This window comes from Microbacterium resistens, from assembly GCF_031456305.1.
GTDB classification, from domain to species: domain Bacteria; phylum Actinomycetota; class Actinomycetes; order Actinomycetales; family Microbacteriaceae; genus Microbacterium; species Microbacterium resistens_A.
Map to the genome: position 1 here is coordinate 417291 of NZ_JAVDUM010000001.1, position 22700 is coordinate 439990.

19 protein-coding genes are annotated in these 22700 nt (G+C 71.1%); 5 read left to right on the forward strand and 14 right to left on the reverse strand.

The window, feature by feature from the left end; genetic code table 11:
* Nucleotides 1-83: 83 nt before the first annotated feature.
* Entirely contained in the window at nucleotides 84-950 is an 867-nt protein-coding gene (locus J2Y69_RS01925; protein WP_310016945.1) for a hypothetical protein, read from the reverse strand.
* 279 nt (nucleotides 951-1229) lie between these two features.
* On the opposite strand from J2Y69_RS01925, the gene J2Y69_RS01930 reads away from it, so the two are divergent.
* The 3 genes from J2Y69_RS01930 to J2Y69_RS01940 all read left to right on the forward strand — a co-directional run bounded on the left by J2Y69_RS01930 (nucleotide 1230) and on the right by J2Y69_RS01940 (nucleotide 5334).
* Nucleotides 1230-2099, forward strand: coding sequence for an AraC family transcriptional regulator (locus J2Y69_RS01930; RefSeq protein ID WP_310016947.1), 870 nt, complete (start codon nucleotides 1230-1232; stop codon nucleotides 2097-2099).
* Between the two features lie 189 nt (nucleotides 2100-2288).
* Nucleotides 2289-3926 carry a glycosyltransferase family 39 protein gene (locus J2Y69_RS01935; RefSeq protein WP_310016949.1) on the forward strand — a complete coding sequence of 546 codons (1638 nt, stop codon included), beginning with the start codon at nucleotides 2289-2291 and terminating at the stop codon, nucleotides 3924-3926.
* A gap of 247 nt (nucleotides 3927-4173) precedes the next feature.
* Nucleotides 4174-5334: a hypothetical protein gene (locus tag J2Y69_RS01940; RefSeq protein WP_310016951.1), complete on the forward strand. Its 1161-nt coding sequence runs from the start codon at nucleotides 4174-4176 to the stop codon at nucleotides 5332-5334.
* Between the two features lie 231 nt (nucleotides 5335-5565).
* On the opposite strand, the gene J2Y69_RS01945 is transcribed toward J2Y69_RS01940, so the two are convergent.
* From J2Y69_RS01945 to J2Y69_RS01955, 3 genes are read right to left on the reverse strand one after another with little or no spacing between them, the layout of a single operon-like run.
* Complete coding sequence (locus J2Y69_RS01945; RefSeq protein WP_310016953.1) at nucleotides 5566-6261, reverse strand: response regulator transcription factor; 696 nt, start codon at nucleotides 6259-6261, stop codon at nucleotides 5566-5568.
* Nucleotides 6258-7529, reverse strand: a complete 1272-nt coding sequence (locus tag J2Y69_RS01950; RefSeq protein ID WP_310016955.1) for a sensor histidine kinase — start codon at nucleotides 7527-7529, stop codon at nucleotides 6258-6260. Before J2Y69_RS01950 ends, J2Y69_RS01945 begins: the two co-directional genes overlap by 4 nt.
* Nucleotides 7526-11278, reverse strand: coding sequence for an efflux RND transporter permease subunit (locus J2Y69_RS01955; RefSeq protein ID WP_310016957.1), 3753 nt, complete (start codon nucleotides 11276-11278; stop codon nucleotides 7526-7528). Before J2Y69_RS01955 ends, J2Y69_RS01950 begins: the two co-directional genes overlap by 4 nt.
* 279 nt (nucleotides 11279-11557) lie before the next feature.
* Here J2Y69_RS01955 and J2Y69_RS01960 point away from each other — a divergent pair, with 279 nt between their 5' ends.
* Nucleotides 11558-12178 (forward strand): TetR/AcrR family transcriptional regulator, encoded by a 621-nt coding sequence (locus J2Y69_RS01960; protein WP_310016959.1) that lies wholly within the window; start codon nucleotides 11558-11560, stop codon nucleotides 12176-12178.
* 184 nt (nucleotides 12179-12362) lie between these two features.
* On the opposite strand, the gene J2Y69_RS01965 is transcribed toward J2Y69_RS01960, so the two are convergent.
* From J2Y69_RS01965 to paaA, 10 genes are all read right to left on the reverse strand, one after another.
* The gene (locus tag J2Y69_RS01965) at nucleotides 12363-13184 is read right to left on the reverse strand and encodes an enoyl-CoA hydratase/isomerase family protein (RefSeq protein WP_310016961.1); all 822 of its coding nucleotides are present in this window, start codon (nucleotides 13182-13184) and stop codon (nucleotides 12363-12365) included.
* Nucleotides 13181-13534, reverse strand: coding sequence for a hydroxyphenylacetyl-CoA thioesterase PaaI (gene paaI, locus J2Y69_RS01970; RefSeq protein ID WP_310016963.1), 354 nt, complete (start codon nucleotides 13532-13534; stop codon nucleotides 13181-13183). Before paaI ends, J2Y69_RS01965 begins: the two co-directional genes overlap by 4 nt.
* A gap of 173 nt (nucleotides 13535-13707) precedes the next feature.
* Nucleotides 13708-14592 (reverse strand): 3-hydroxyacyl-CoA dehydrogenase family protein, encoded by an 885-nt coding sequence (locus J2Y69_RS01975; protein WP_310016965.1) that lies wholly within the window; start codon nucleotides 14590-14592, stop codon nucleotides 13708-13710.
* On the reverse strand, nucleotides 14589-15335 hold the full coding sequence (locus tag J2Y69_RS01980; RefSeq protein ID WP_310016967.1) for an enoyl-CoA hydratase/isomerase family protein: 747 nt from the start codon (nucleotides 15333-15335) through the stop codon (nucleotides 14589-14591). The genes J2Y69_RS01975 and J2Y69_RS01980 overlap by 4 nt, the downstream gene beginning before the upstream one ends.
* Nucleotides 15336-15396: 61 nt before the next feature.
* Nucleotides 15397-16575, reverse strand: a complete 1179-nt coding sequence (locus J2Y69_RS01985; RefSeq protein WP_310016969.1) for a thiolase family protein — start codon at nucleotides 16573-16575, stop codon at nucleotides 15397-15399.
* Nucleotides 16576-16678: 103 nt separating this feature from the next.
* Nucleotides 16679-17776: a 1,2-phenylacetyl-CoA epoxidase subunit PaaE gene (paaE, locus tag J2Y69_RS01990; protein ID WP_310016971.1), complete on the reverse strand. Its 1098-nt coding sequence runs from the start codon at nucleotides 17774-17776 to the stop codon at nucleotides 16679-16681.
* Nucleotides 17777-18307, reverse strand: a complete 531-nt coding sequence (gene paaD / locus J2Y69_RS01995; RefSeq protein WP_396653021.1) for a 1,2-phenylacetyl-CoA epoxidase subunit PaaD — start codon at nucleotides 18305-18307, stop codon at nucleotides 17777-17779.
* A gap of 8 nt (nucleotides 18308-18315) precedes the next feature.
* Nucleotides 18316-19251: a 1,2-phenylacetyl-CoA epoxidase subunit PaaC gene (gene paaC, locus J2Y69_RS02000; protein ID WP_310016975.1), complete on the reverse strand. Its 936-nt coding sequence runs from the start codon at nucleotides 19249-19251 to the stop codon at nucleotides 18316-18318.
* A gap of 16 nt (nucleotides 19252-19267) precedes the next feature.
* Nucleotides 19268-19564, reverse strand: a complete 297-nt coding sequence (gene paaB / locus J2Y69_RS02005) for a 1,2-phenylacetyl-CoA epoxidase subunit PaaB (protein WP_310016977.1) — start codon at nucleotides 19562-19564, stop codon at nucleotides 19268-19270.
* Nucleotides 19561-20517 carry a 1,2-phenylacetyl-CoA epoxidase subunit PaaA gene (paaA, locus tag J2Y69_RS02010; RefSeq protein ID WP_310016979.1) on the reverse strand — a complete coding sequence of 319 codons (957 nt, stop codon included), beginning with the start codon at nucleotides 20515-20517 and terminating at the stop codon, nucleotides 19561-19563. Before paaA ends, paaB begins: the two co-directional genes overlap by 4 nt.
* Nucleotides 20518-20632: 115 nt before the next feature.
* Between paaA and paaZ the strand changes: the two genes are divergently transcribed.
* Complete coding sequence (gene paaZ / locus J2Y69_RS02015) at nucleotides 20633-22696, forward strand: phenylacetic acid degradation bifunctional protein PaaZ (protein WP_310016981.1); 2064 nt, start codon at nucleotides 20633-20635, stop codon at nucleotides 22694-22696.
* The last annotated feature ends 4 nt before the right edge of the window (nucleotides 22697-22700 follow it).

Below are 22700 nucleotides of genomic sequence, written 5' to 3' on the forward strand. Positions count from 1 at the left end.
AGGACAAGTCCTGAGGGGTGAGCCTCAGGAGGAAAGCCCCGGCGATGATGGGGAGACCACCGCCGGGGCTGGGAGACGTCGGATCAGCAGCTGAACGCGAAGAGGTTCGTGACCTGCCCGACGTGGTCGTCCTGCGCGTCGGTCCACTGACCGGTCGCCGTCAGCTCGAGCACCGGGCTGAGCGAGCCGACCGCGGTGTTCCAGGCGCTGACGATCATCGGGCCGGCGATCGGGATCGACCCCAGACCCTGGATGATCCCGTCGATGACGCTGAAGCCCGGAACGCCCGTGACGTCCGGCGGGACCAGCGCGCCGAAGTAGCCCCAGAACGTCTGGTCGCCGGGGACGAGCCCGTTGAGGGTGAGGTCGCGGTTGATGTCCCAGACGCAGCTCAGGGTCACGGTCCGGTTGATCCCCGTGTTCTGGTAGACATGCGTCAGGGTCGGCGGGGTGAGGTAGTCCAGGACGCTGGTCGGCGTGATCCAGAGCTCGCCCGCCACCTTCGGGCCGTGGATGGCGATCGCGGCCGGGACGAGGACCGCCGCGACGATCGCCGTGGCGTAGGCGAGCGCGAACGCCTCGAAGGCCTCCTTCGCACCCGGCACCATGGTCGGGTCCGTGGCGACGCCCAGCACGACCGGCGCCGGAAGGGTCATGCTCCAGGTGCCTGCGGCGTTCTCGGTCACCTGCAGCAGCGCCGGGATCGGGTCGGTCCCGGAGTCCGCCTTGACGAGGAAGCCGGGGGCGGCGAGGCCGGTGCCGCCGGCGTCGACGACGCAGGTGCCGTCGATGCTGACGTTCCACGGGGTGACGCTCGCGGACGCCAGCGGCATCGCTGCGGCCGTGGCGATCACGGGCACCGACCAGGCAGCGGTCTTCACGACCGCGCGGCGGCTGAAACTGCGCCCCGCGACTCCCTGCTCGACCGGGTTGTTGTTCGTGCTCTCCAAAATTTCCCCCTTGGTTGCCTCGCCGTGTGGGCGGGCCTCGGTGGTCTTGTTTGCCCCCGCTCGCTGCGAGCCGGGGTAGGCCGCCGTCGCTGGCAGCCGACGTCGATTCTGTGCGGCCCACCGCCGGCACGGCACCCTCCGTCCGCGGTATGCGAGAGGTTTTCCCTGGATCGTGAGAGATTTTCCGAGCGCCGCCGATGGGCGCCCCTCGCGTATACCACAGCACCGCCGACCGATGGCTCCGGACCGATGGCGGCGATGGTCTGGTATTCCATTCGCATGGGGGATGGCAGCGCCGAATCGGTCGCCGATGAGTTCGTCGACGCCGACGACGTCCACGCCATCGGCTGGAACGTGCTCAGCACCCCCTTCCCTCGCGCGGTGCTGGATTCCCGGCGAGGGGAGGAGTGGCGCGTCACCCGGCTCTGGTCCACGGGTGCGGTGTTCACGGCCCCGCCGCTTCCGCCCGGGAGGCTCCGCGCCTTCATCGGCGTGGAGGGGGAGGCGACGGTCAGCACGTCGTCCACGTCCGTCGTCGTGCGCCCGCGGGAGCTCGTGCTGTTCCCCGGCGACACCGGGATCACGACGACGCACTCGGTCCCCTGGGCGCGGCTCATCTGGGACGTCGACCACCCCCTCCTCCGCCAGTCGAGCTTCGAGGGCTCCTTCGGCGTCCCGCTGGCCCTCGACGACGTGCTCTGGAACCTCGTCGCGTCCGTCACGAACGTCCTCTCCCCCAGCGGGGAGGACTCCCGGGAGAGCAGCGACCGGTTCCTCGCCACCGTCGTGGGATCCACGCTCGCCGCCGCTCTCGCCGACGCGATGGAGCGCGTGCGGGCCGACCATCCCGCCCAACGCCTCGATCTCTATCGCCAGGCCCTGCGCGTCATCGACGAACAGCACCGGGACGCCTCCCTCACCGTCACGACGCTTGCGCAGCGGCTGTCCATCTCGGTCCCCCACCTGCACCGCGTCCTCGCCCAGGAGGGCACCCGCCCCCGCGACGAGATCGAGCAGCGCCGCGTCTCCACCGCTCTCATGCTCCAGAGGCAGGCCGACGCTTCCTGGACCCCGGAGGACATCGCGTCCCGCTCCGGCTTCACCACCGTCGAGCGGATGAAGAGCGCGCTCAGACGACGCCACCCTTAAGGGGTCTCTCTTAAGGCGACCGCTTTCCGGTCAAATCCGACCTTCCTCTTGAGTCACTCCCGACACATCAGCCCCACGCCGGCCTCGCACCCGTCTCACGACCGCTCATGCCCTTGCCGACGCCGCATCCCGCAGTCGCGTCGAGCGCGTTCACAGGCGGGTCGACCATCATCGATGGGGAGGAACACGATGGAAGCGCAGCACACCGTCGACGCACCATCGCGTCGGACCCCCGACGGACCCCTCGGCCGGATCGGCTCTCTGATCGACCGCACCCCGCTGCGTCGGATCGCCACCATCCTCGGGCTGGTCGCGACGATCCTCGGCGTCCTCGGCGCGTGGATCCCGTCCTACTGGGGCGACGAGGCGGCGAGCGTCATGTCGGCGGAGCGGAGCTGGCCGAGCCTGTTCCGTCTGCTCAGCAGCATCGACGCGGTGCACGGCGTCTACTACATGTTCCTGCACCTGTGGATCGATCTCTTCGGCGCCAGCGAGTTCTCCACCCGGGTGCCGAGCGCCATCGCGATGGGCGTGATGGTCGCGGGGATCGTGGTCCTCGCCGGGCGTCTCGGCGGGCCGAGGCTCGCACTGGTCGCCGGGATCGTGGCGACCGCGCTCCCCCGGTCGACGTACATGTCCGTCGAGGCACGCGCGTACTCGATGAGCGCGGCGATCGCGGTCTGGGCGACCGTGCTGCTCGTCGGCCTCCTGCAGCGGCAGCGCTCACGCTGGGCCTGGGCGGCCTACGCCGCGCTGATGGCCGTGGGCATGTACGTCTTCCTGTACCTGGGCCTCCTCCTGGTCGTGCACGGGATCGTCGTGGCGATCCTGCACCGGGAGCGACTGGGCCGCTGGCTCCTCGCTGCGGGCGGGGCGCTGATCCTCGCGCTCCCGATCATCGTGCTGGGCTACCTCGAGCGGGGACAGATCGGGTTCCTCGCCCGGCGGAACTATGCCACGGCGTGGAACGTCTACTCGTCGCAGTGGTTCGACCCGCTCTCCGCCGTGTTCTGCTGGGCGCTGATCCTGCTCGCCGCCGTCACCCTGATCCGCGCGCTGATCCGAATGCGTCGGGCCGGTGGCGCCGCGGGTGCTGTGAGCGCAGATGCCAATGGCGTCGTGGGCGATGGCGCGGTGGGCGATGGCGCCGTGGGCGCAGGGGCGGCGGAGCGCGATCATCGCCTCCTCGGCGTCCTCACCCTCGTCTGGCTGGTCCTGCCCACGACCGCGCTGCTGCTGGGCAATGCGCTCGTCTCGCCGATGTACAACATCCGCTACCTGTCGTTCTGCGCGCCGGCCGCCGCGATCCTCGTCGCCCTCGGGATCAGGGCGCTGGCCAGGCTCACGCCGCCGCGGGCCCGGCTGCTGACCGGCGCGACCGCGACCGTCGTGGTCGCCCTCGCGATGTCCCCGAGCTACGTCGTGCAGCGCGAGCCCTTCGCCAAGGACGACGGCAGCGACTGGCGCGCGGTCGCCGAGTACATCGACGACAACGCCCGCCCCGGGGACGCGATCGTGTTCGATCAGAAGACCAAGCCCTCGCGGAATCCCCGTCTGATGGTCTCGCTGTATCCCGACCGCTTCACCGGCCTCGACGACGCGGCGCTCGTCGCCCCGTTCGAGACCCAGGCGCATCTGTGGGACAAGGTCGTGCCGAACGACACGCTCACCGCGGAGGATCTCGGATCCGACGTCTGGGCGGTGGAGCTCACCGGGAAGAGCAAGGACATCCCGGACGACGTCGCTCACCTGCAGAGCCTCGGCTACGAGATCTCGTCCTCGACGCTCGTGAACCGGACCCGCGTCTTCCACCTCGTCCAGCGCTGATCCCCCGGGGTGCTGTCCGAAGGACTTGCCATCGGTTCGTTGCGTTCAGAGCTATGGCGTCGCATGCGCTTGGTGCGCCCATCGACCGTAGGAGCGGCGAACACCTGGCAGTAGCAGGATCAGCACCGAATCGATAAGGTGAGCGCAACCGCACCTTGGGGAAGGACCCATCATCGCAAAAAGACAGTCCACGAAAATGCTCCGACGGGGGACCATCTTCGTCGCCGCAGCCCTGTTCCTCACGGGGATGGGAAGCACCGCCTATGCCGCCAATGGTAGTTCAGACGGAGACAAAGACAAGGCTGTCGATGAGTTTCTCGCCCCGACCGTGAATCCCGCCATGCAGACGACCATGTCACTTTTGGAGAAATACGGTATCGACGAACGAAATCAAAAATACGAGGGCGCTTACACTCTCGAGGAAACTGACAGTGGAACTAGACTCGTTGTCCGGTATACCCGGACACATAACGCAGCCAATTCGCTTCTCGCCGCATTGAAGGAGGTCCAGGCAGAATCTCCCATCGCTATTGACATAATCCCAGTCGATTTCAATATGGCAGAGAGCGAAGCCGTCGCTGCACTTCTTATGGGCGCAGATTCACCATTGGTTACCGAGTATGGCCTTACCCCGACGATCGCCGTTGTCGACATGATGACCGGAAAGGTCAATGTCGAAACTTCCGACCTCCTCGAAGGGGAGGCAGCGCGCGGACCCTCGGACGCACTTTCACTCTCCATTGAGGGGGTCGATATTGATGTGCACCTTGGCGTGGGTCAGCCCATGGACCTTCAATATTCTCGAAACGATGACGCGGCACCCTATTCTGGCGGAATCGCGCTGGACTCCGGAAACGTCGGAGTGACCATGGGCTTCACATGGGTTCGCTGGTCCGATGGAGAGCTTATGGGCTCTACGGCAGAACACGCATGGGAGGAAACCGGCGTATCAACTTGGTATAGTAACGGCCTCGTCGGAACCCGCTATTTCTACAACACCAAGACTGATTCAACACTTCTCCGCAGTTCGCCTCAGAGTCAGTTTAACCACAACATGTACGTAGGCGACTCAACGACCTCAAACCGCAGAGACGTTGTCGGTGCACTAAATAATCTTGCCTATGGAACACCAATGGCAATCAACGGTCGATTCGGCCTACGGCCCGCAACGACCGTCATCGGAGTTGGCGCCTTCACCGGCGGTAAAGGACCTTTTGTCTTGACTAGCTCTGGCGCCTGTTCTGCAGGCGATTCCGGAGGGCCTTGGATCCAGACTGATGGGGTGGGAGACGTGATAGCCGCAGGACAACACGTGGGTCGCGCCTACTACAGCGGAGCATATCGATGCGTGGTTTCCCCTCTCGGGCCGATCAGCAGCGCAATGGCAGCGAGTATCTACACTCGTTAGAGATTATGCGCAGGGTTCGCATCCAAAATAAATTGAATGCAAACCCTGCGCATACTCTGCCATGTATCCCATGCTGTTGCCGAAGCCGAAGGTCGTGAAGATCGGGACATGATTTGGCTCGCTCCACTCGGCCACCATGCACAGCGCCCCGGACCAAACCACAAGCGCCTCGCCGCAGGCACCGTCCAGACGCGGCCTGCGGCGCAGGAAGTCGGGGCAAGCCATCGTAAGTCAGGGGTCGAGGGTCAGCCCATTGCGGAACGCGTAGACGACCGCCTGCACGCGATCGCGCATGCCGAGCTTCTGCAGGACCCGGCCGACGTGGGTCTTCACCGTGGACTCGGACAGCCACAGCCGCTCAGCGATCTCTCCGTTGGAGAGCCCCTGGACCATCGCGTCGAAGACGTCCCGCTCGCGGTCGGTGAGGATCCGCAGCCGTTCAGCGGCGGTCCGCCGGGCCTCCTCCTGCGACTGCCGCACCGGGTCCTCGGCGCGGGTGACCAGGGCGCCGAAGCGCCGCAGCAGCTCCGACGTCACCCGCGGCGCCAGGACCGCGTCGCCCGCGGCCACCGCGCGGATCGCGGCCACGATGTCCTCCGCGTCGGAGTCCTTGAGGAGGAATCCGCTGGCGCCGGCGTCGATCGCGCCGAAGGCGTAGGCGTCGAGGTCGAACGTGGTGAGCACCAGGACCCGGCCGAGGCCACCCGCCGCCGCGATCTCCCTGGTCGCCTCGATCCCGTCCATCCTCGGCATCTGCACATCCATGAGCACGACGTCCGGCCGATGCACCCCGGCGAGGGCGACCGCCTCGATCCCGTCGGCCGCCTCGCCGACGACCTCGATCCCCGGCGTCGCGCCGAGGACCATGGCAAGGCCCGTCCGGATGAGGGCCTGGTCGTCGGCGATCAGCACTCGGATGTCGCTCATGACTCCCCCTCCGGAAGGACGAGGCGCACGATCCATCCGCGACCGCCGTCCTCGACCGGCCCGGCGTCGAGGGTCCCGCCGTACAGCGCTGCCCGCTCCCTCATCCCCACGAGGCCCCGGCCGATCCGGTCGCCGGTCGCCGGTGCGGCGGCGGGCTCGCCGTCGTCGCGGATCTCCGCACGGACGCCGTCGGCGGACACCCGGACGCTCACCTCCACCCTGGTCGGTGCCGCCGCGTGCCGCAGGGCGTTGGTGAGGGACTCCTGCATGACGCGGAACACGGTCATCTGAACACCCGCCGGCACCTCGCGCTCGCCCGCGCCCGTGAGCACGAGCTCGACGGGCAGGCCGATCCCGCGATACACCTCGGCGAGACGGGGGAGGTCGTCGAGGCCGGTGCTGCTCCGCGGCGGCGCCTCCCCGGAGGGACGCTCCAGCACGCCGATCGCCCGGCGCATCTCGTCCAGGGACGATCGGGCGACGCCGCCGATCTGCGCGACCGCCTCTCGGGCGCGGATCGGATCGCCGTCCAGCACCACTCTGGCGCCATCGGCGAGGCGGACGATGACCGACAGCGAATGGGACACGATGTCGTGCACGTCGCGCGCGATGCGGGAGCGCTCGGCGAGCGCGGCGAGCTGCGCCTCCTGGTCCCGCTCGTGCTCGAGCACCCTGGCGCGTTCGAGGAGCGCGTCGACGTAGCGACGCCGGTTGCCCGCGTTCTGGCCCCAGAAGAGGGCGACCAGGAGCAGCAGCAGGTCGAAGACCAGGTAGGAGATCACCGTCGCGACGGTCGAGCCGTCGCGGCTGACCGGGGGAAGGCCGAACCCCGTGACCAGGTGCACGCCGCACTGGATCAACGTCAAGGCGTAGGAGATGCCCGCGGCGATCCAGGCCCGCCGGACGGAGTCGTACACGGCGATCGCGAAGACGGCGTAGGCCGCGGCCAGCGCCCCCACGTCGAGCCAGAACGGCATCAGCACGAGGGAGGCGATGAGCGCGACGACGAACACGAGCACCGGCCACCGTCGGCGGAAGAGCGCGAGCGCCACCCCGACGAGGATCGCGACCAGTCCGAACAGGATGTAGCCGATCGGGCCGGGATCCACTCCCGTCGTCGACTGCGTGCCCACCACCGGCACCGCCGTCAGGACGAACCAGCTCACCGCGGTGAGCACGTCGACCAGACGGGGGTGCCGCTGCCAGCGCCCGGCGACACGGTCCGCGGCGGCGGCACGATCCGGGGCGGTCGCCGGGGTGTCGGTCACGTCGCCAGTCTCCCACGCCCCTGTTCCGGCGACTCCGGCAGGTCCGGCGTTCCCGACGTACCCGGCGTCGAGGCGGTCGTCTCGGCCTCGATCCGCGCCAGCGCCTCACCATCGCTGTCCACGCCTCCACCCTGACCGTCCCCGTCCTGACCGCCCCTCCGGGCGGCACGACGCGCGGCACGGCGCTCCCGCCGCGCCTGACGACGGTCCCCCCGACGCTCGTAGAGCACGAACAGCGCGGGCACCAGCAGCAGGGTCAGCGCCGTGGACGAGACCAGGCCGCCGATCACGACGATCGCGAGCGACTTGGAGATGAATGCCCCGCCGCCGGTCACGCCGAGGGCCATGGGGATCAGGGCGAAGATCGTGGCGCAGGCGGTCATGATGATCGGCCGCAGCCGCAGCCTCGCCCCGTGCACCACGGCGTCGTCCAGATCCGTGCCGTCCCTGCGGTACTCGTTGATGAGGTCGATCAGCACGATCGCATTCGTGACGACGATGCCGATCAGCATGAGCATCCCGATGAGCGCCGGGATCCCCATGGGCGTCCCCGTGAGGAGGAGGCCCGCGATGGCGCCGGTGGCCGCGAACGGCACCGACACGAGCAGGAGGAGCGGCTGCATGAGCGACCGGAACGTCGCCACGAGCACGATGTAGACCAGGGCGATCGCCGCGAGCATCGCGACACCGAGCTCGCCGAAGGACTGCGCCTGCTCGGCGGCCGCCCCGCCCTCGTCGAGCGTGACGCCGGCCGGGAGGTCGAGGCCGTCGAGCACCGTCTGCACGGAGACCGCCGCCTGCCCCAGATCCTCCCCCGCGGGGGTGACCGAGACCGTCACGGCCCTGGCGCCGTCGATCCGCAGGATCGTCGCCGGTGCCGTGACGACCTCGACGGAGGCGATGTCGCCAACCCGGATCGGCGTCGCCCGCAGCTTCTCCAGATCGCGCTGCGCCTGGGTGAGCCGATCCGTCTCCGCCTGCTGCGCGGCGCTGTCATCCATCCCCGTGCGCAGGGCACGGATCTGCTCGTCCAGCCCGCTGAGACTGGCCTCGGCACCCGCGACGCCCTGGATGAGCTGCTGGACCGCCTTCTGGTACTCGAGGGCGGCGATCGCGCCCTGCGATGCGGGGTTGGGGTCGAACGGCGGCGGCGAGGCGAGGAGGCCTGCCAGCTGCTCGCGAAGCGCCGCCAGGTCCTGCTCGCCGCGGTTGCGCGTGTCGATCAGCTCGGACAGCTGCTCCTGCGTCTTCGCCTCGGCCTCGGCGCGCGCGTCGGCGGACATCTGCTCCTGCTCGCGCTGCAGCGCGTCCGCGGCGTTCTTCTGGGTGCGCTGGGTCTGCAGGGCGGAGACCGGAAGCGGCATTGCGCGGATCGCCTCGGGGTCGGTCGTCGAGGACTGCGCGCGCAGCACCAGGTCCCGGGACGTGCCGTCGATGCCGACCTTCCCGAGGCGCTCGCCCTCGACCGCCGACGCGATCGCGGCGCCGACCTCGGGGACGGTGAAGCCCTGCACCGCCGCGGCGTTCTGGTCCACCGACACCTTCAGCACCGGGAGCTCGGCTGCGAGATCGCTGCGGACGTCGCCGACGCCGGCGGCGCCGTCCAGCGCGGAGCCGATCTGCTCCGCCGCTGCGGCGAGCGCCTTCTCGTCCGGGCTCTTCACGATGACGTCGATCGTCGAGGACGTCGTCTGCGTCGCCTGGGTGGACACCGTGATGTCCTCGCCCTTCGGGAGCCCCTCGGCGGCCGTGCGGATCCGCTCCAGCACGATGTCGGGATCGGCGTCCTTCGCGATCACGAGGTCCAGGATCACCGGAGCGCCCAACTCTCCCGCGGTGGTGCGGTAGGACGAGACGCCGTCCACCGCGCCGACGGCCTGCTCCAGGGTCGTCGCGGCCTCATCGGCGACGGCGAGCGTGGTGTCCAGCGGCATCTTCTGCTCGACCTGCACGGCGCGCGCGTCGGCGAAGCTGCCGAGCATGTCGGTCTTCAGGAAGCCCGACATCACGATCGTCCCGGCGAAGACGATCACCGAGACCAGCACGACCGTCACCGGACGACGCAGCGAGAAGCGGAGCGCGGGCAGGTACGCGCGCTGCATCCGGGTCACCCGCTCGGCCGACGCGGCCTCGGTGACCTCACCCGTCGTCCGGCCGGCGATCTCATCGGCCGCCTCGTCGGCGGCTCCGCTCGCGACCAGCGCCTGCGAGGACTCGGCAGGTGCGGAACCGGCGGGTGCGTCCTCAGTGGGCGTGTCCTCCCCCGCCTTCTTCCGGGACGGGCGGCGCATGAACCAGTACGCGAGCACCGGCACGATCGTGAGCGACACCAGCAGGGACGCGAGGAGCGCGATCGTGACGGTCAGCGCGAAGGGCCGGAACAGCTCCCCCGACACCCCGCCCACGAGCGCGACCGGCAGGAACACCGCGACGGTCGTGAGGGTGGAGGCGGTTACGGCCCCCGCGACCTGCCCGACCGCGGCACGGACGTCCGCCGGCGTCAGTCCGCCCGACCCCCGCCGTCTCGCGATGTTCTCGATCACGACGATCGAGTCGTCCACCACGCGCCCGACCGCGACGGTGAGCGCCGCGAGCGTGAACACGTTGAACGAGAACCCGCCGACCCGCAGGCCGATCACCGCGATCAGCAGCGACAGCGGGATCGAGACGGCGGTGATGACCGTCGCCTTGGGCGAGAGGAGGAAGACGAGGATGATGAGCACCGCGAAGACGAGTCCGAGACCGCCCTCGACGGCCAGGTCGTGCGTGGACTGCTCGATCATCGTCGACTGGTCGAAGAGCGTGGTGACCGTCGCGCCCGCGCCGACGCCCGGCAGCGCGTCGTCGATCGCGGCGGCGACCGCGTGCGAGACCTGGACGGCGTTGGCGTCGGGGGTCTTGGTGATCGTGAGGCCCAGCGCCGGGCGACCGTCCGCGCGGGACAGCGTGCTCTGCGGGACCGGGGCGAGCTCGACGGCGGCCACGGCGGACAACGGGACGGGCCCGTCCATCGTCGGGATTGGGAGGGCGGCGATCCCCTCGACCGTCGTGCCCTCCTGGCCGACCTCGATCGCCATCGCCTTCGCGCCGTCGTCGCTCGTGCCGGCGGGGACGACGGTGCCGGCGGTGCGCAGCAGCGCGGAGACCACGGACGGATCGATCGAGCGGGCGGAGAGCTCCGCCGGGTTCAGCGTGACCAGGACGCGCTCCTGGATCTGCCCCGAGACCTGCACCTTCCGGACGCCGGGGACGTGCTCGATCGCGGGGACCAGGGTCTTCTCGACCCGATCCGCGAGCGTGTCGAGATCATCGCCGCTCGTGAGGGCGAGGCTCAGCACCGGGATGTCGGAGGAGCTGCCCGCGTAGACCTCGGACTGCACGCCGTCCGGTGCCGTGGCGAGGACGGCGTTGGTCGCGGTCTTCACGTCGGCGAGGATCTTGTCGTCGTCGCCGCCGAAGGTCCAGGTGACCGTGACCTGACCGTTTCCGCTGGACGTGCTGGCACGCACCTCGTCCACGCCGCCCACGGCCGACAGGGCGTCGGAGAGGGGCGCCACCACCTCGCGGTCCAGGGTCTCGGCGGAGGCGCCGGGCTTGACCACGGAGACCACCGCGGCGGGCTGCGACATCGACGGCAGGAGCTCCTGCTTCATCGATCCCGTGGCCCAGAGGCCCACGCCGACGATGAGGACGCTGAACAGCGCCACGACGGCGCGGTTGGCGAGGCTGAGACGGGTCAGCAGGGTCACGGATCCTCCAGTGCAGAGCGCTCAGGGCATGCCGGAGCGGAACGGGCTCTGCCACGGTAAGCGGCGGGCTCGACCCGGCACATCCGCTTCCGGGAGGATCCCCCGCCTCCCGGTGTGGTCCTCAGGTACCACATCGTCCTTCGGCTTGCCCCGGACCCTCCGGTCCCGTCCCGAAATCGGTGGCCATCTTCCGTTCCCGTCGCGAAAACGGCCGCCCACGGACCGTCGAAGCGGCCGTTTTCGCGACGGGAACGGGCTCTTCGCCGATATCGTGAGGAGGTGACGGATGAGATCGGCGAGACGGGGGCGGCAGCGCCCGTCCGTCGCGGCCGGCCCGGCTACGACCGCGAGCAGGTGCTCGCCGTCGCCGTGCGTCTCTTCACCGAGCAGGGCTACGACGCGACATCGATCGCGGACCTCTCCCAGGCGCTCGGGCTCACCAAGTCGGCGCTGTACCACCACTTCTCCTCGAAGGAGGAGCTGCTCGCGCTCGCGCTCGAACGGGCGCTGAGCGGTCTGGAGGGGGCGCTGGAGACCGCCGTCGCCGAGCAGACGACGGCGACGGATCGTCTCACCGCCGTGGTGCGCGGGGCGGTCGAGGTCCTCACGGCCGCGCAGCCCCACGTGACGCTGCTGCTGCGCCTTCGCGGGAACAGTCCGGTGGAGCTGGAGGCGATGGAGCGACGGCGGCGTTTCGATCAGCGCATCTCGGCCCTCGTCCGCGAGGCGCAGGACGAGGGCACGATCCGCACGGACATCGACGCGGGCACGGTCACGCGCCTCGTCTTCGGGATGATCAACTCCGTCGTCGAGTGGTACCGCCCCGATGGGAGGATCGACCGGGCGCTGCTCGGCGAGGACGTCCTGACCCTCGCCCTCGACGGCCTACGCCCCCGCTGACACCGCCGCCCGCGTATCCGGTCCCGGTCCCGCCCGGCCGGATGGCGGGAGTTCTTACAGACGGCGGCCACCACCCCGGCGATTCCCCCGCCATCCGGGCCCGCTCCCGCCATCCGACCCGGCCAGCCCCGGCCGAAGGCAGGCCGAAGGGCCGAATAGCCGAAGGGCCGGCCGAAGGCGACGGTCACTCGCCGCGGAAGACCGGGGGCTGCCGGGCGAGGAACGCGGCCACCGCCGCCGTGTGGTCCTGCGTGGCCCCGCACCGGGTCTGCGCGTCGGCCTCGGCCGCCAGCGCGGCGTCGAGCGACAGCGCGGGCGCCTCCAGGAGCAGGCGCTTGCTCTCCGCGAACGCGGCCGTCGGCCCCGCCGCGAGCAGCCGGGCAAGCTCCACCGCTCGGTCCAGGACGAGGGCGCCGTCGACGATCTCCCCCGAGATCCCCCAGGACACCGCCTCCTCGGCGCTGAAGACCCGTCCGAAGAGGATGAGCTCCCGCGCCCTGGCGTCGCCGACCGCGCGGGGCAGAGTCACCGAGAGACCGGAGTCGAACGTCAGCCCGATGCCGGAGAAGGCGGTGCCGAGCTTCGCCCCCGCGGCGAACACCCGGTGGTCGCAGGCCAGCGCGAGGCCGAGCCCCGCGCCGACACAGGTGCCGGGAACAGCCGCGATCACGGGCTTCGGCATCGTCAGGAGCGCCCGGACGATCGGCGTGTAATGCTCCCGCACCGTCGCGAACGCCGTCTCGGATCCCTCCGGGAGCACCCGGGCGTGCTCGGCGAGGTCCTGCCCGACGGAGAACGCCCGTCCCTCCGCGGCGAGCACCACGGCGCGGACGGACCGGTCCGCCCCGATCCGCACGAGGGCGTCCCTGAGGTCCGTCTTGGCCGCGGTGGTCAGGGCGTTCCGGCGGTCGGGGGCGTCGAGGGTGACGATCGCCACGGCGCCGTCGCGGTCCACGCGCACCGGACGATCGTCGACCGGGTGCCCGTCCGGGGTCGCGTCGGTCATGATTCCTCCTCCAGGACGGGGCGGCCGAGCGAACGGCTGCGCCCGCGGAACACGGCGACGACGGTCTCCCCGCGCCGCACGACGATGTCGTAGATGCCCGAGCGCCCGCGCAGCACGGTCTCGCGCGCGGTCGCGACCAGGACGTCCCCGACGCGCGCCGGCTCGAGGAAGTCGATCTCGAACCCGGACGCGACCGTGACCACGCCGCGGCTGTTGCAGGCGAAGACGAACGCGCTGTCGGCGAGCGCCGCGACGAAGCCCCCGTGACCGATGCCGTGGCCGTTGGCCATGTCGGGGCGGACCGTCATCGACAGCACCGCGCCGCCGGGGACGACGCCGTCCAGCCGCATCCCGAGCCCCCGGCTCGCGTGATCCGACGCCCACATCCTCTCGGCGCAGGCCCGCGCGAGCGCCTCCGGATCCCGAGCCCCGCCTGCATCACCCCCGGACCCAGACCCGCCCCCAGGGCCGGACCCGCCCCCGGAGCCAGACCCGCCCCCAGACCCAGACCCCGCCCCCATCGTCACCATGCGTAGAACCCCTGTCCCGTCTTGCGTCCCAGCCTCCCGGCCGCCACCAGGTCCCGCAGCACCTGCGGAGGGGCGAACCGCGAGCCCAGCTCCCGCTCCAGGTGCTCCGCGATCGCGAGGCGCACGTCGAGCCCGACGATGTCGGTCGTCCGCAACGGGCCCGTGGGGTGCCGGTAGCCGAGGGTCATCGCACGGTCGATGTCCTCCGCGCTCGCGACGCCCTCCTCCAGCATCCGCATCGCCTCCAGCGCGATCGCGACGCCGAGGCGGCTGCTGGCGAACCCCGGGGAGTCCCGCACCACGATCGGGGTCTTCCCGAGCCCGTCCACCCAGGCACGGGATCGCACGACGAGCTCCGGCGCGGTCCTCGCGCCGACGACGATCTCGACCAGGTCGCTCACCGGGACCGGGTTGAAGAAGTGCAGCCCGATCAGCCGCGACGGATCGGGCAGGGCGTCGGCCAGCGCATCGATCGGGAGCGAGCTCGTGTTGCTGCCGATCGCGGCGTCCGGCGCCGCCTGCGCGATGCGCGCGAGCACCCGCGTCTTCAGGTCCGCCGCCTCCGGCACCGCCTCCAGCACGAGCGCGCAGCCCGCGAGCGCATCGGGGTCCACGACGACCTCGATCGCCCCACGGACCTCCATGCCCCGCTCCCGCGCCTTCGCCAGCGAGGCGGCGATCCGCTCGCGCGCCGCGTGCGCGGCTCGGTCATCGCCCTCCACGACCGTGACCGCGGCTCCGACGGCCGCGAAGGCGTGCGCGATCCCGCCGCCCATCCGCCCGCCGCCATAGACGCCGACCCGCACCGGCACCGGCACCGGCACCTCAGGCAGCCCAGCCGGACCGACCGTCCCGCGCGTCTCCGCCGCGCCGGTCATCGCGCCTCCCTCCGTCGCTCCAGGAACCCGGTCATGCGGTCGTGCTTCTCCTGCGTCTCGAACAGCACCGCCTGCGCGATGTCGTCGATCAGCGGATGCGCCTCCCTCGGCGCGTGGAACACCGACTTGGTCAGCCGCACGGCGAGCGGCGCCTGGGCGGCGATCCGGTCGGCCAGGCGGTGGCCCGCCGCCTCCAGGTCCTCCGGCTCGACGACCTCGCCGAGCAGCCGCGCCTCCCGCGCCTCGTCGGCGGTGAGGACGCGGCCGGCCAGCAGGATCTCCTTCGCGAGCGGCTCGCCGACCAGCTCCTTCAGCCGCCAGGCGGCGCCCGCCGCGGCGAGGATCCCGAGGCCCGGCTCCGGATTCCCGATGCGCGCCGACGGCGTGCCGAGGCGGAAGTCGCAGGCGTAGGCGAGCTCCGCCCCGCCGCCGAGCGCGTAGCCGTCGATGAGCGCGATGACGGGCATCGGCAGCCGCTGCACACGGGCGAAGAGCCCTGAGTTGATGCCGGAGAGGGCATCCTCCCTGCGCCGCTCGCGCAGCTGGGCGATGTCGGCGCCGCCGGCGAACACGCCGCCGGAGCCGATGATGAGCGCGATCCGAGGCTCCGCCTCCAGAGCCGCGCACGCGTCGTGCAGGGCGTCCACCATCGCGCGGTCGATCGCGTTGCGCACCTCCGGCCGGTTGAGCCGGAGCACCACGCGATCCGCGGACTCCTCGATCAGGATCGGCGCCGTCGTCATGCTCCCGCCCTCCTCGTCATCGTCATCGTGCTCGTGCTCGTCATCCTGGTCCGTCCCCGTCTCACGGCCGCTCCAGCAGGAGGGCCGACCCCTGCCCCACGCCGACGCACATGGTCGCGAGCCCCCGGCGCCCTCCCTCGCGTTCGAGGCGGTTCAGGAGGGTCACGACGATGCGGGTGCCCGAGCAGCCGAGCGGGTGCCCGAGGGCGATCGCGCCGCCGTCGGCGTTGACGGTCCGCTCGTCGAGCCCGAGATCGCCGATGACGGCGAGCGCCTGCGCGGCGAAGGCCTCGTTCAGCTCGACCGCGTCGAGGTCGGCGATCCCCCACCTGGCCCGCTCCAGCGCCTTGCGCGTGGCGGGCACGGGCCCCATGCCCATGATCTCCGGCGCGACACCAGCGTTCGCCCCGCCCACCACCCGGGCGCGGGGCGCGAGTCCGTGCGCCTGCGCATACCGCTCGCTGACGAGCACGACCGCGGCGGCGCCGTCGTTGAGCGCACTGGAGTTGCCCGCCGTGATCACACCGCCCTCGCCGTGGATCGGGCGGAGCGCGGCGAGCCTCTCCGCCGTCGTGTCCGCCCGCGGCCCCTCGTCCCGCGTCATGTCGCCGACCGCGACGATCTCGGCGTCGAAGCGACCGGCGTCCTGCGCGGCGAGCGCCCGACGATGCGAACGCAGCGCGAACGCGTCCAGCTCCTCGCGGCCCAGGCCCCACCGCTCCGCCACGCGCTCGGCGGTCTGCGGCATGGTGAGCGTGGTCTCCGCGTCGAACCGCGGGTTGGTGAAGCGCCAGCCGATCGAGGTGTCCCAGCTCCGGCCGGGCCTCGCCCAGGCCCGCTCCGGCTTCTCCATGACCCAGGGCGCCCTGGTCATCGACTCGACGCCCCCGGCGACCACGACGTCGGCGTCGCCCGCCACGATCATCTGGCGGGCGGTCGTGATCGCCGTCATGCCCGAGGCGCACAGCCGGTTGACCGTGAACCCGGGAATGCTCTCGGGGAGCCCGGCGAGGAGCACCGCCATCCGCGCGACGTTCCGGTTGTCCTCGCCCGCCTGGTTCGCCGCTCCCAGGACCACCTCGTCGATGTCGCCGGGGTCGATGCCGCAGCGCTCGACGACCGTCCTCACGACATGGGCCGCGAGATCGTCGGGACGCTCCCCGGCGAGCGCTCCCCCATAGCGTCCGATCGGGGTGCGCACACCGTCCAGGAGGAAGGCGGATCGGGCGGTGTCTGACATGGCTCTCCGGAACGGTCGTGAGCGGATCGGGGCGAATCGATGGAGTGAATCGACGGGGGCGAATCGAGAGGACGAGGATCGGGGCGAGGATCGACAGGGCGGATCAGGCGTCGAAGTCGACCGTGACCTCGTCGCTGAGCGGATAGGACTGGCAGGTGAGGATGAAGGAGTCGGCGACCTCCGCCGGCTCCAGCGCGTAGTTGCGCACCATGTCCACCTCTCCCGTGCAGAGCTTCGCCCGGCAGGTGCCGCAGACGCCGCCCTTGCAGGCGAAGGGCAGGTCGGTGCGCACCCGCTGTGCGGCGTCGAGGATCGTGGTGTCCCTGGGCATGGCGGTCGTGCTGCTCCGCCCGTCGATGACCACCGTCACGTCGCTCGTGACGCCCTCGACGACCCGGTCCGCGTGCCGCAGCTGCGGCGGCGGCTCGTCGACGTAGAACAGCTCGAAGTGGATCCGCTCCGGAGGGACCCCGAGCTCGGCGAGCACCACGCGGGCGTCGGTCAGCATCCCGAACGGACCGCACAGCCACACGTGGTCCATCAGCTCCAGCGGCACCAGCGTCGTCAGCAGCAGACGCAGCCGATCGGCGTCCAGGCGCCCGGAGAAGAGCTCGACGTCGCGCGGCTCGCGGGAGAGGACGTGCACGAGATCGAGCCGGTCGGGATGCGCGTCCTTGAGGTCGGCGAGCTCCTCGGCGAACATGACCGAGGTCGCGCTCCGGTTGCCGTAGAGCAGCGTCACCCGCGCGTCGGGCGCCGACAGCACGGTGGCCGCGATCGACAGCATCGGGGTGATGCCCGATCCCGCCGCGATGCACAGATGACGGCCGGACTCGGCCGCCTCCACGCGGAAGCTGCCGCTCGGCGGCTGCACCTCGATCCGGTCCCCCGGACGGACCTCGCGCACCAGCCAGGTGGAGAACAGGCCGTCCGGGATCACCCGCACCCCGATCCGGGGCGCGCCGCCGGCGGGGGCGCAGATCGAATAGGTGCGCCGGTGCTCGACGCCGTCGATCGTGCGGCGGAGCGTGAGCGACTGCCCCGCGGCGAAGGCGTACACGTCGCGCAGTCCCTCCGGCACCTCGAAGGCGACCGCGGCCGCGTCGTCGGTGAGCGGGTCGACCGATGCCACCGTGAGCGCGTGGAACGCGGCCCGCGCGGACGCCCCACGCTCCGACACCGCTCCTGCCGTCGCGCTCATTCAGATCTCCTTCACGTGGTCGAAGGGCTCCAGGCACGCCAGGCACCGGTACATCGCCTTGCAGGCGGTCGAGCCGAACTCGCTGCTGAGTTCCACCTCGGCGCTGCCGCACTGCGGACAGTGCAGCGCCCGCCGGGTCGGCAGCAGCCGGACGGTCACCGGTCCGGTCCGCCGCGGCGCGTCCCCGGGCGGCGAGATCCCCGCAGCGAGGAGGGCCGCCCTCCCCTCCGGGGTGATCCAGTCGCTCGTCCACGCGGGGTCGAGGGCGATCCGGATCCGTGCATCGGCGAAGCCGGCGTCCTGGAGCTCGCGCAGCAGGTCGTCGCGCATCGTCGCCATCGCGGGGCAGCCGGAGTAGGTCGGGGTGATCGCGGCGACCACGGCGCCGTCCTCCGCGACCTCGACCGCACGCAGGACTCCCAGGTCGACGAGCGTGAGCATCGGCAGCTCGGGGTCGACCACCCGCGAGGCGGCCGCCCACGCGCGGTCCACGGCCGCCGCCCGGGAGCGATCAGCCGTCATCGTCGTCATCGCGGCGCTCACCAGTTACCCCTCGGATGCGCGCGCGCCACGACCTGCATCTCGGCGAGCAGTCGGCTGAGCGCCTCGGTGTGCCTTCCGTCGCGGCCGGTGCGCCCCTGCACGCCCGCCAGCGGCGCACGCTCGGGACGGTCGATCCCGCTCACGGCCAGCACCTCGTCGAGCGCCGCGTCCACCTCGCCCACGACACTCGCGGGGTCTACCCCGACCCCGGCCGCGGCGACCGAGCGCTCCACGGCATGGGGCACGAGGACCTCGGGCCACAGCGGCCACAGCGCGTCGAGGGCGGTCACCAGCCGCCGGCGCGACTCGGCGGTGCCGCGGGCGAGGGTGAGGAACCAGCGCCCGGCGTAGTCGCGGTGATAGGCCAGCTCCTTCGCGCCCTTCGCCGCGACCGCCGCGAGCACCGCGTCGCGGCTGCCCGTCAGGCGGGAGAGGATCGCGGAGCGGGCGATCGAGAACAGCAGGATCCGCGCGACGGTCTCGGCGAAGTCGCCGTTCGGCACCTCGGCGAGACGGACGTTGCGGAACTCCATGTCCTCCCGGAAGTACGCCAGGCGGTCCTCATCGGGCACAGGGGACCCTTCCGGCAGCACGGGGACGATCGACGGGTCGGCCGCCGCCGCCCGGGCGAGCAGGAGCCTGGCCTGGCCGAGGAGGTCGAGGGCGATGTTCGCCAGCGCGATGTCCTCCTCCAGATCGGGCGCGCGGCTGCACCACTCCGAGATCCGCTGCGAGAGGACGAGGGCGTCGTCGCCGAGCATCAGGCAGTAGACCGCGAGCTCCGCCGGGTCCACGCCGTCCGGGACGGTGGTGTCGACGCCGGCGAGCGGATCCTCGAAGTCGGTGCCGAACGCCCAGTGGGCGTCGTTGACGAGGAGCCCGGAGTACGCGCTGTCGTGGGCGTCGGGCTGGGGGGTGTGCACTTCGGGCATGGCGTGTCCTTCCTCCTCACATGTGCGGGACGTCGGCGGGGATCTCGTAGAACGTCGGATGGCGGTAGACCTTGTCGCCGCTGGGCGCGAACATCGGGTCCTTCTCGTCGGGACTGGAGGCGGTGATGTCGTCCGAGCGGACGACCCAGATGCTCACCCCCTCATTGCGCCGGGTGTAGACGTCCCGGGCGTGCAGCACGGCCATCGCGTCGTCGGCGGCGTGCAGCGAGCCGACGTGGACGTGGTTCAGCCCTCGCTTGCCGCGCACGAAGACCTCGTACAGGGGCCATTCGGCCCTGCTCGTCACGGTCATGCGGCCGCCTCCTTCGCGCTCTCCTCGGACGCGGCGAAGGCGAGCGCCGCCTCGCGCACCCAGGCGCCGTCCTCCCACGCGGCGGCGCGATGCGCGACGCGCTGCGCGTTGCACGGGCCGTTGCCGCCGACGACCGCCCAGAACTCGTCCCAGTCCGGCTGCCCGAAGTCGTAGTGCCCCCGGTCCTCGTTCCAGCGGAGCTCTGGATCGGGCAGCGTGACGCCGAGGGCCTCGGCCTGCGGGACGGACATGTCGACGAACTTCTGCCGCAGCTCGTCGTTGGTGTGGGTCTTGACGCCCCAGGCCATCGACTGCGCGGTGTTCGGCGAGGCGTCGTCCGGAGGCCCGAACATCATCAGCGACGGCCACCAGAGCCGGTCCACCGACTCCTGCACCATCCGGCGCTGCGCCTCGGTGCCGCGCATCATGGTCATCAGCAGCTCATAGCCCTGCCGCTGGTGGAAGGACTCCTCCTTGCAGATGCGGATCATCGCCCGCCCGTAGGGCCCGAACGACGTGCGGCACAGCGGCACCTGGTTGCAGATCGCCGCACCGTCGACGAGCCAGCCGACCGTGCCCACGTCGGCGTAGGAGAGGGTGGGGTAGTTGAAGATCGAGGAGTACTTCTGCCGCCCCGCGATGAGCATCTCGGTGAGGTCGTCCCGCGAGGCGCCGAGGGTCTCCGCTGCCGAGTAGAGGTAGAGGCCGTGGCCCGCCTCGTCCTGCACCTTCGCGAGCAGGATGGCCTTGCGGCGGAGGGACGGCGCGCGGCCGATCCAGTTCCCCTCCGGCTGCATGCCGATGATCTCGGAGTGCGCGTGCTGCGCGACCTGCCGGATGAGGGTCTTGCGATAGGCCTCCGGCATCCAGTCCCGCGGCTCGATGCGGTCCTTGCGGGCGATGGTGGCCTCGAACTGCGCTTCGAGCCCCGGCTCGGCGACGACCGTCGACATGGCACCTCCTCGTGCTGTCGGCCTATTTACTGACCGAACGTTCTGTACTACTCTGACACACGGCAGCGGGCCGCGCAATGAGGCGCCGCACGACAGATCGAGAGGGATCCGCACCGTGAGCGCACTTCTGGAGAGCTACGTCGCCGGCCACTGGTTCCGCGCCGCCGACGAGGGGCAGACGGTGCTGGACGCCGTGACCGGCGAGGAGGTCGCGCGGGTCTCCAGCAGGGGTCTCGACGTCTCGGCGCTCGTCGCGCACGCCCGCGACGTCGGCGGGCCTGCGGTCAGGGCGCTGAGCTTCCACGAGCGGGCGGGCATGCTCAAGGAGCTGGCGCTGCACCTCGGGGGCCACAAGGACGAGTTCTACGCCCTCTCCTTCCGCACCGGGGCCACCCGGCGGGACTCCGCGGTCGACATCGACGGCGGCATCGGCACCCTCTTCTCCTATGCGAGCAAGGGCAAGCGGGAGCTCCCCGACGACACCGTCTTCCTCGATGGCGCGGTCGAGCCCCTCGGACGCGGCGGGACCTTCCTCGGCCAGCACGTGTACACCTCCCGCACCGGGGTGGCCGTGCAGATCAACGCCTTCAACTTCCCGGTGTGGGGCATGCTGGAGAAGCTGGCGCCGGCCTTCCTCGCCGGCCTCCCCAGCATCGTCAAGCCCGCCACCCAGACCGCCTACCTCACCGAGGCCGTCTTCCGCCGGATCATCGAGTCCGGCATCCTCCCCGACGGATCGATTCAGCTGATCTCCGGCGGCGTCGGCGCGCTCTTCGACGAGCTGGGCGAGCAGGACTCCGTCGCGTTCACGGGTTCCGCGAGCACCGCCGAGATCCTGCGCCGCGACCCCGCCGTGCAGGAGCGCGGCCTGCGCCTCGGGATCGAGGCCGACTCGCTGAACGCCTCGATCCTCGGAACGGACGTGGCCCCCGACGATCCCGAGTTCGAGCTGTTCGTGAAGGGCGTCGTCACCGAGATGACGGTCAAGGCGGGGCAGAAGTGCACCGCGATCCGGCGGGTGATCGTCCCCGAGCCGATCGCCGACCGGGTGATCGCGGCGCTGTCGGACCGGTTGTCGCGGATCGTCGTGGGCGACCCCGCCGATGAGACCGTGCGGATGGGCGCGCTCGCGAGCATCGGACAGCGCGAGGAGGTCCGGCGGGCGATCACCGCCCTCCGCCGCAGCGCCGACCTCGTGTTCGGCGACCCCGACGCGGTGCAGACCAGAGGGGCCGATGCCGAAGCGGGCGCGTTCCTCTCCCCCGTGCTGCTGCGCGCGCACGAGGGCGCGGACGAGCCCCACGACGTCGAGCCGTTCGGCCCGGTCAGCACCGTGCTCACGTACCGGACGGTCGAGGAGGCCGTGGCGCTGACCGCGCGGGGACGCGGGAGCCTGGTCGCCTCCGTGGTCACGCACGACCCGGTGGTCGCCCGCGCGATCACCCTGGGCCTTGCCCCCTGGCACGGGCGGGTGCTCCTGCTCGACCGCGACGACGCCGCCGAGTCGACCGGCCATGGGAGCCCGCTGCCGATGCTCGTGCACGGCGGGCCGGGTCGAGCCGGCGGGGGCGAGGAGCTGGGCGGCATCCGCGGCGTCCTCCACCACATGCAGCGCACCGCGATCCAGGGCTCCCCGGACATGCTCACCGCGATCACCGGCCGCTGGACCACGGGCTCGCAGCGCGAGATCACCGACGTCCACCCCTTCCGTAAGAGCCTCGCCGAGCTGCGGATCGGCGACAGCGTCGCGACGATGTCGCGCACCGTCACCCTCGCCGACATCGATCATTTCGCCGAGTTCACGGGCGACACCTTCTACGCCCACACCGACCCCGAGGCGGCCGCGGCCAACCCGCTCTTCGGCGGGATCGTCGCGCACGGCTATCTCGTCGTCTCCCTCGCCGCCGGCCTCTTCGTCGAGCCGAACCCCGGGCCGGTGCTCGCCAACTTCGGCGTCGACCACCTGCGGTTCCTGACGCCGGTGAAGGCCGGGGACGCCATCCGGGTGCTCCTCACGGTGAAGCAGATCACGCCGCGGAGCTCCGCCGACTACGGCGAGGTGCGCTGGGACGCCGTGGTGCTCAACCAGGACGAGGAGCCCGTCGCGACCTACGACGTCCTCACCCTGGTCGCGAAGACCTGGCCCGCCGAGAAGACCTGGCCCGCCGCAACCCCCTGACGCC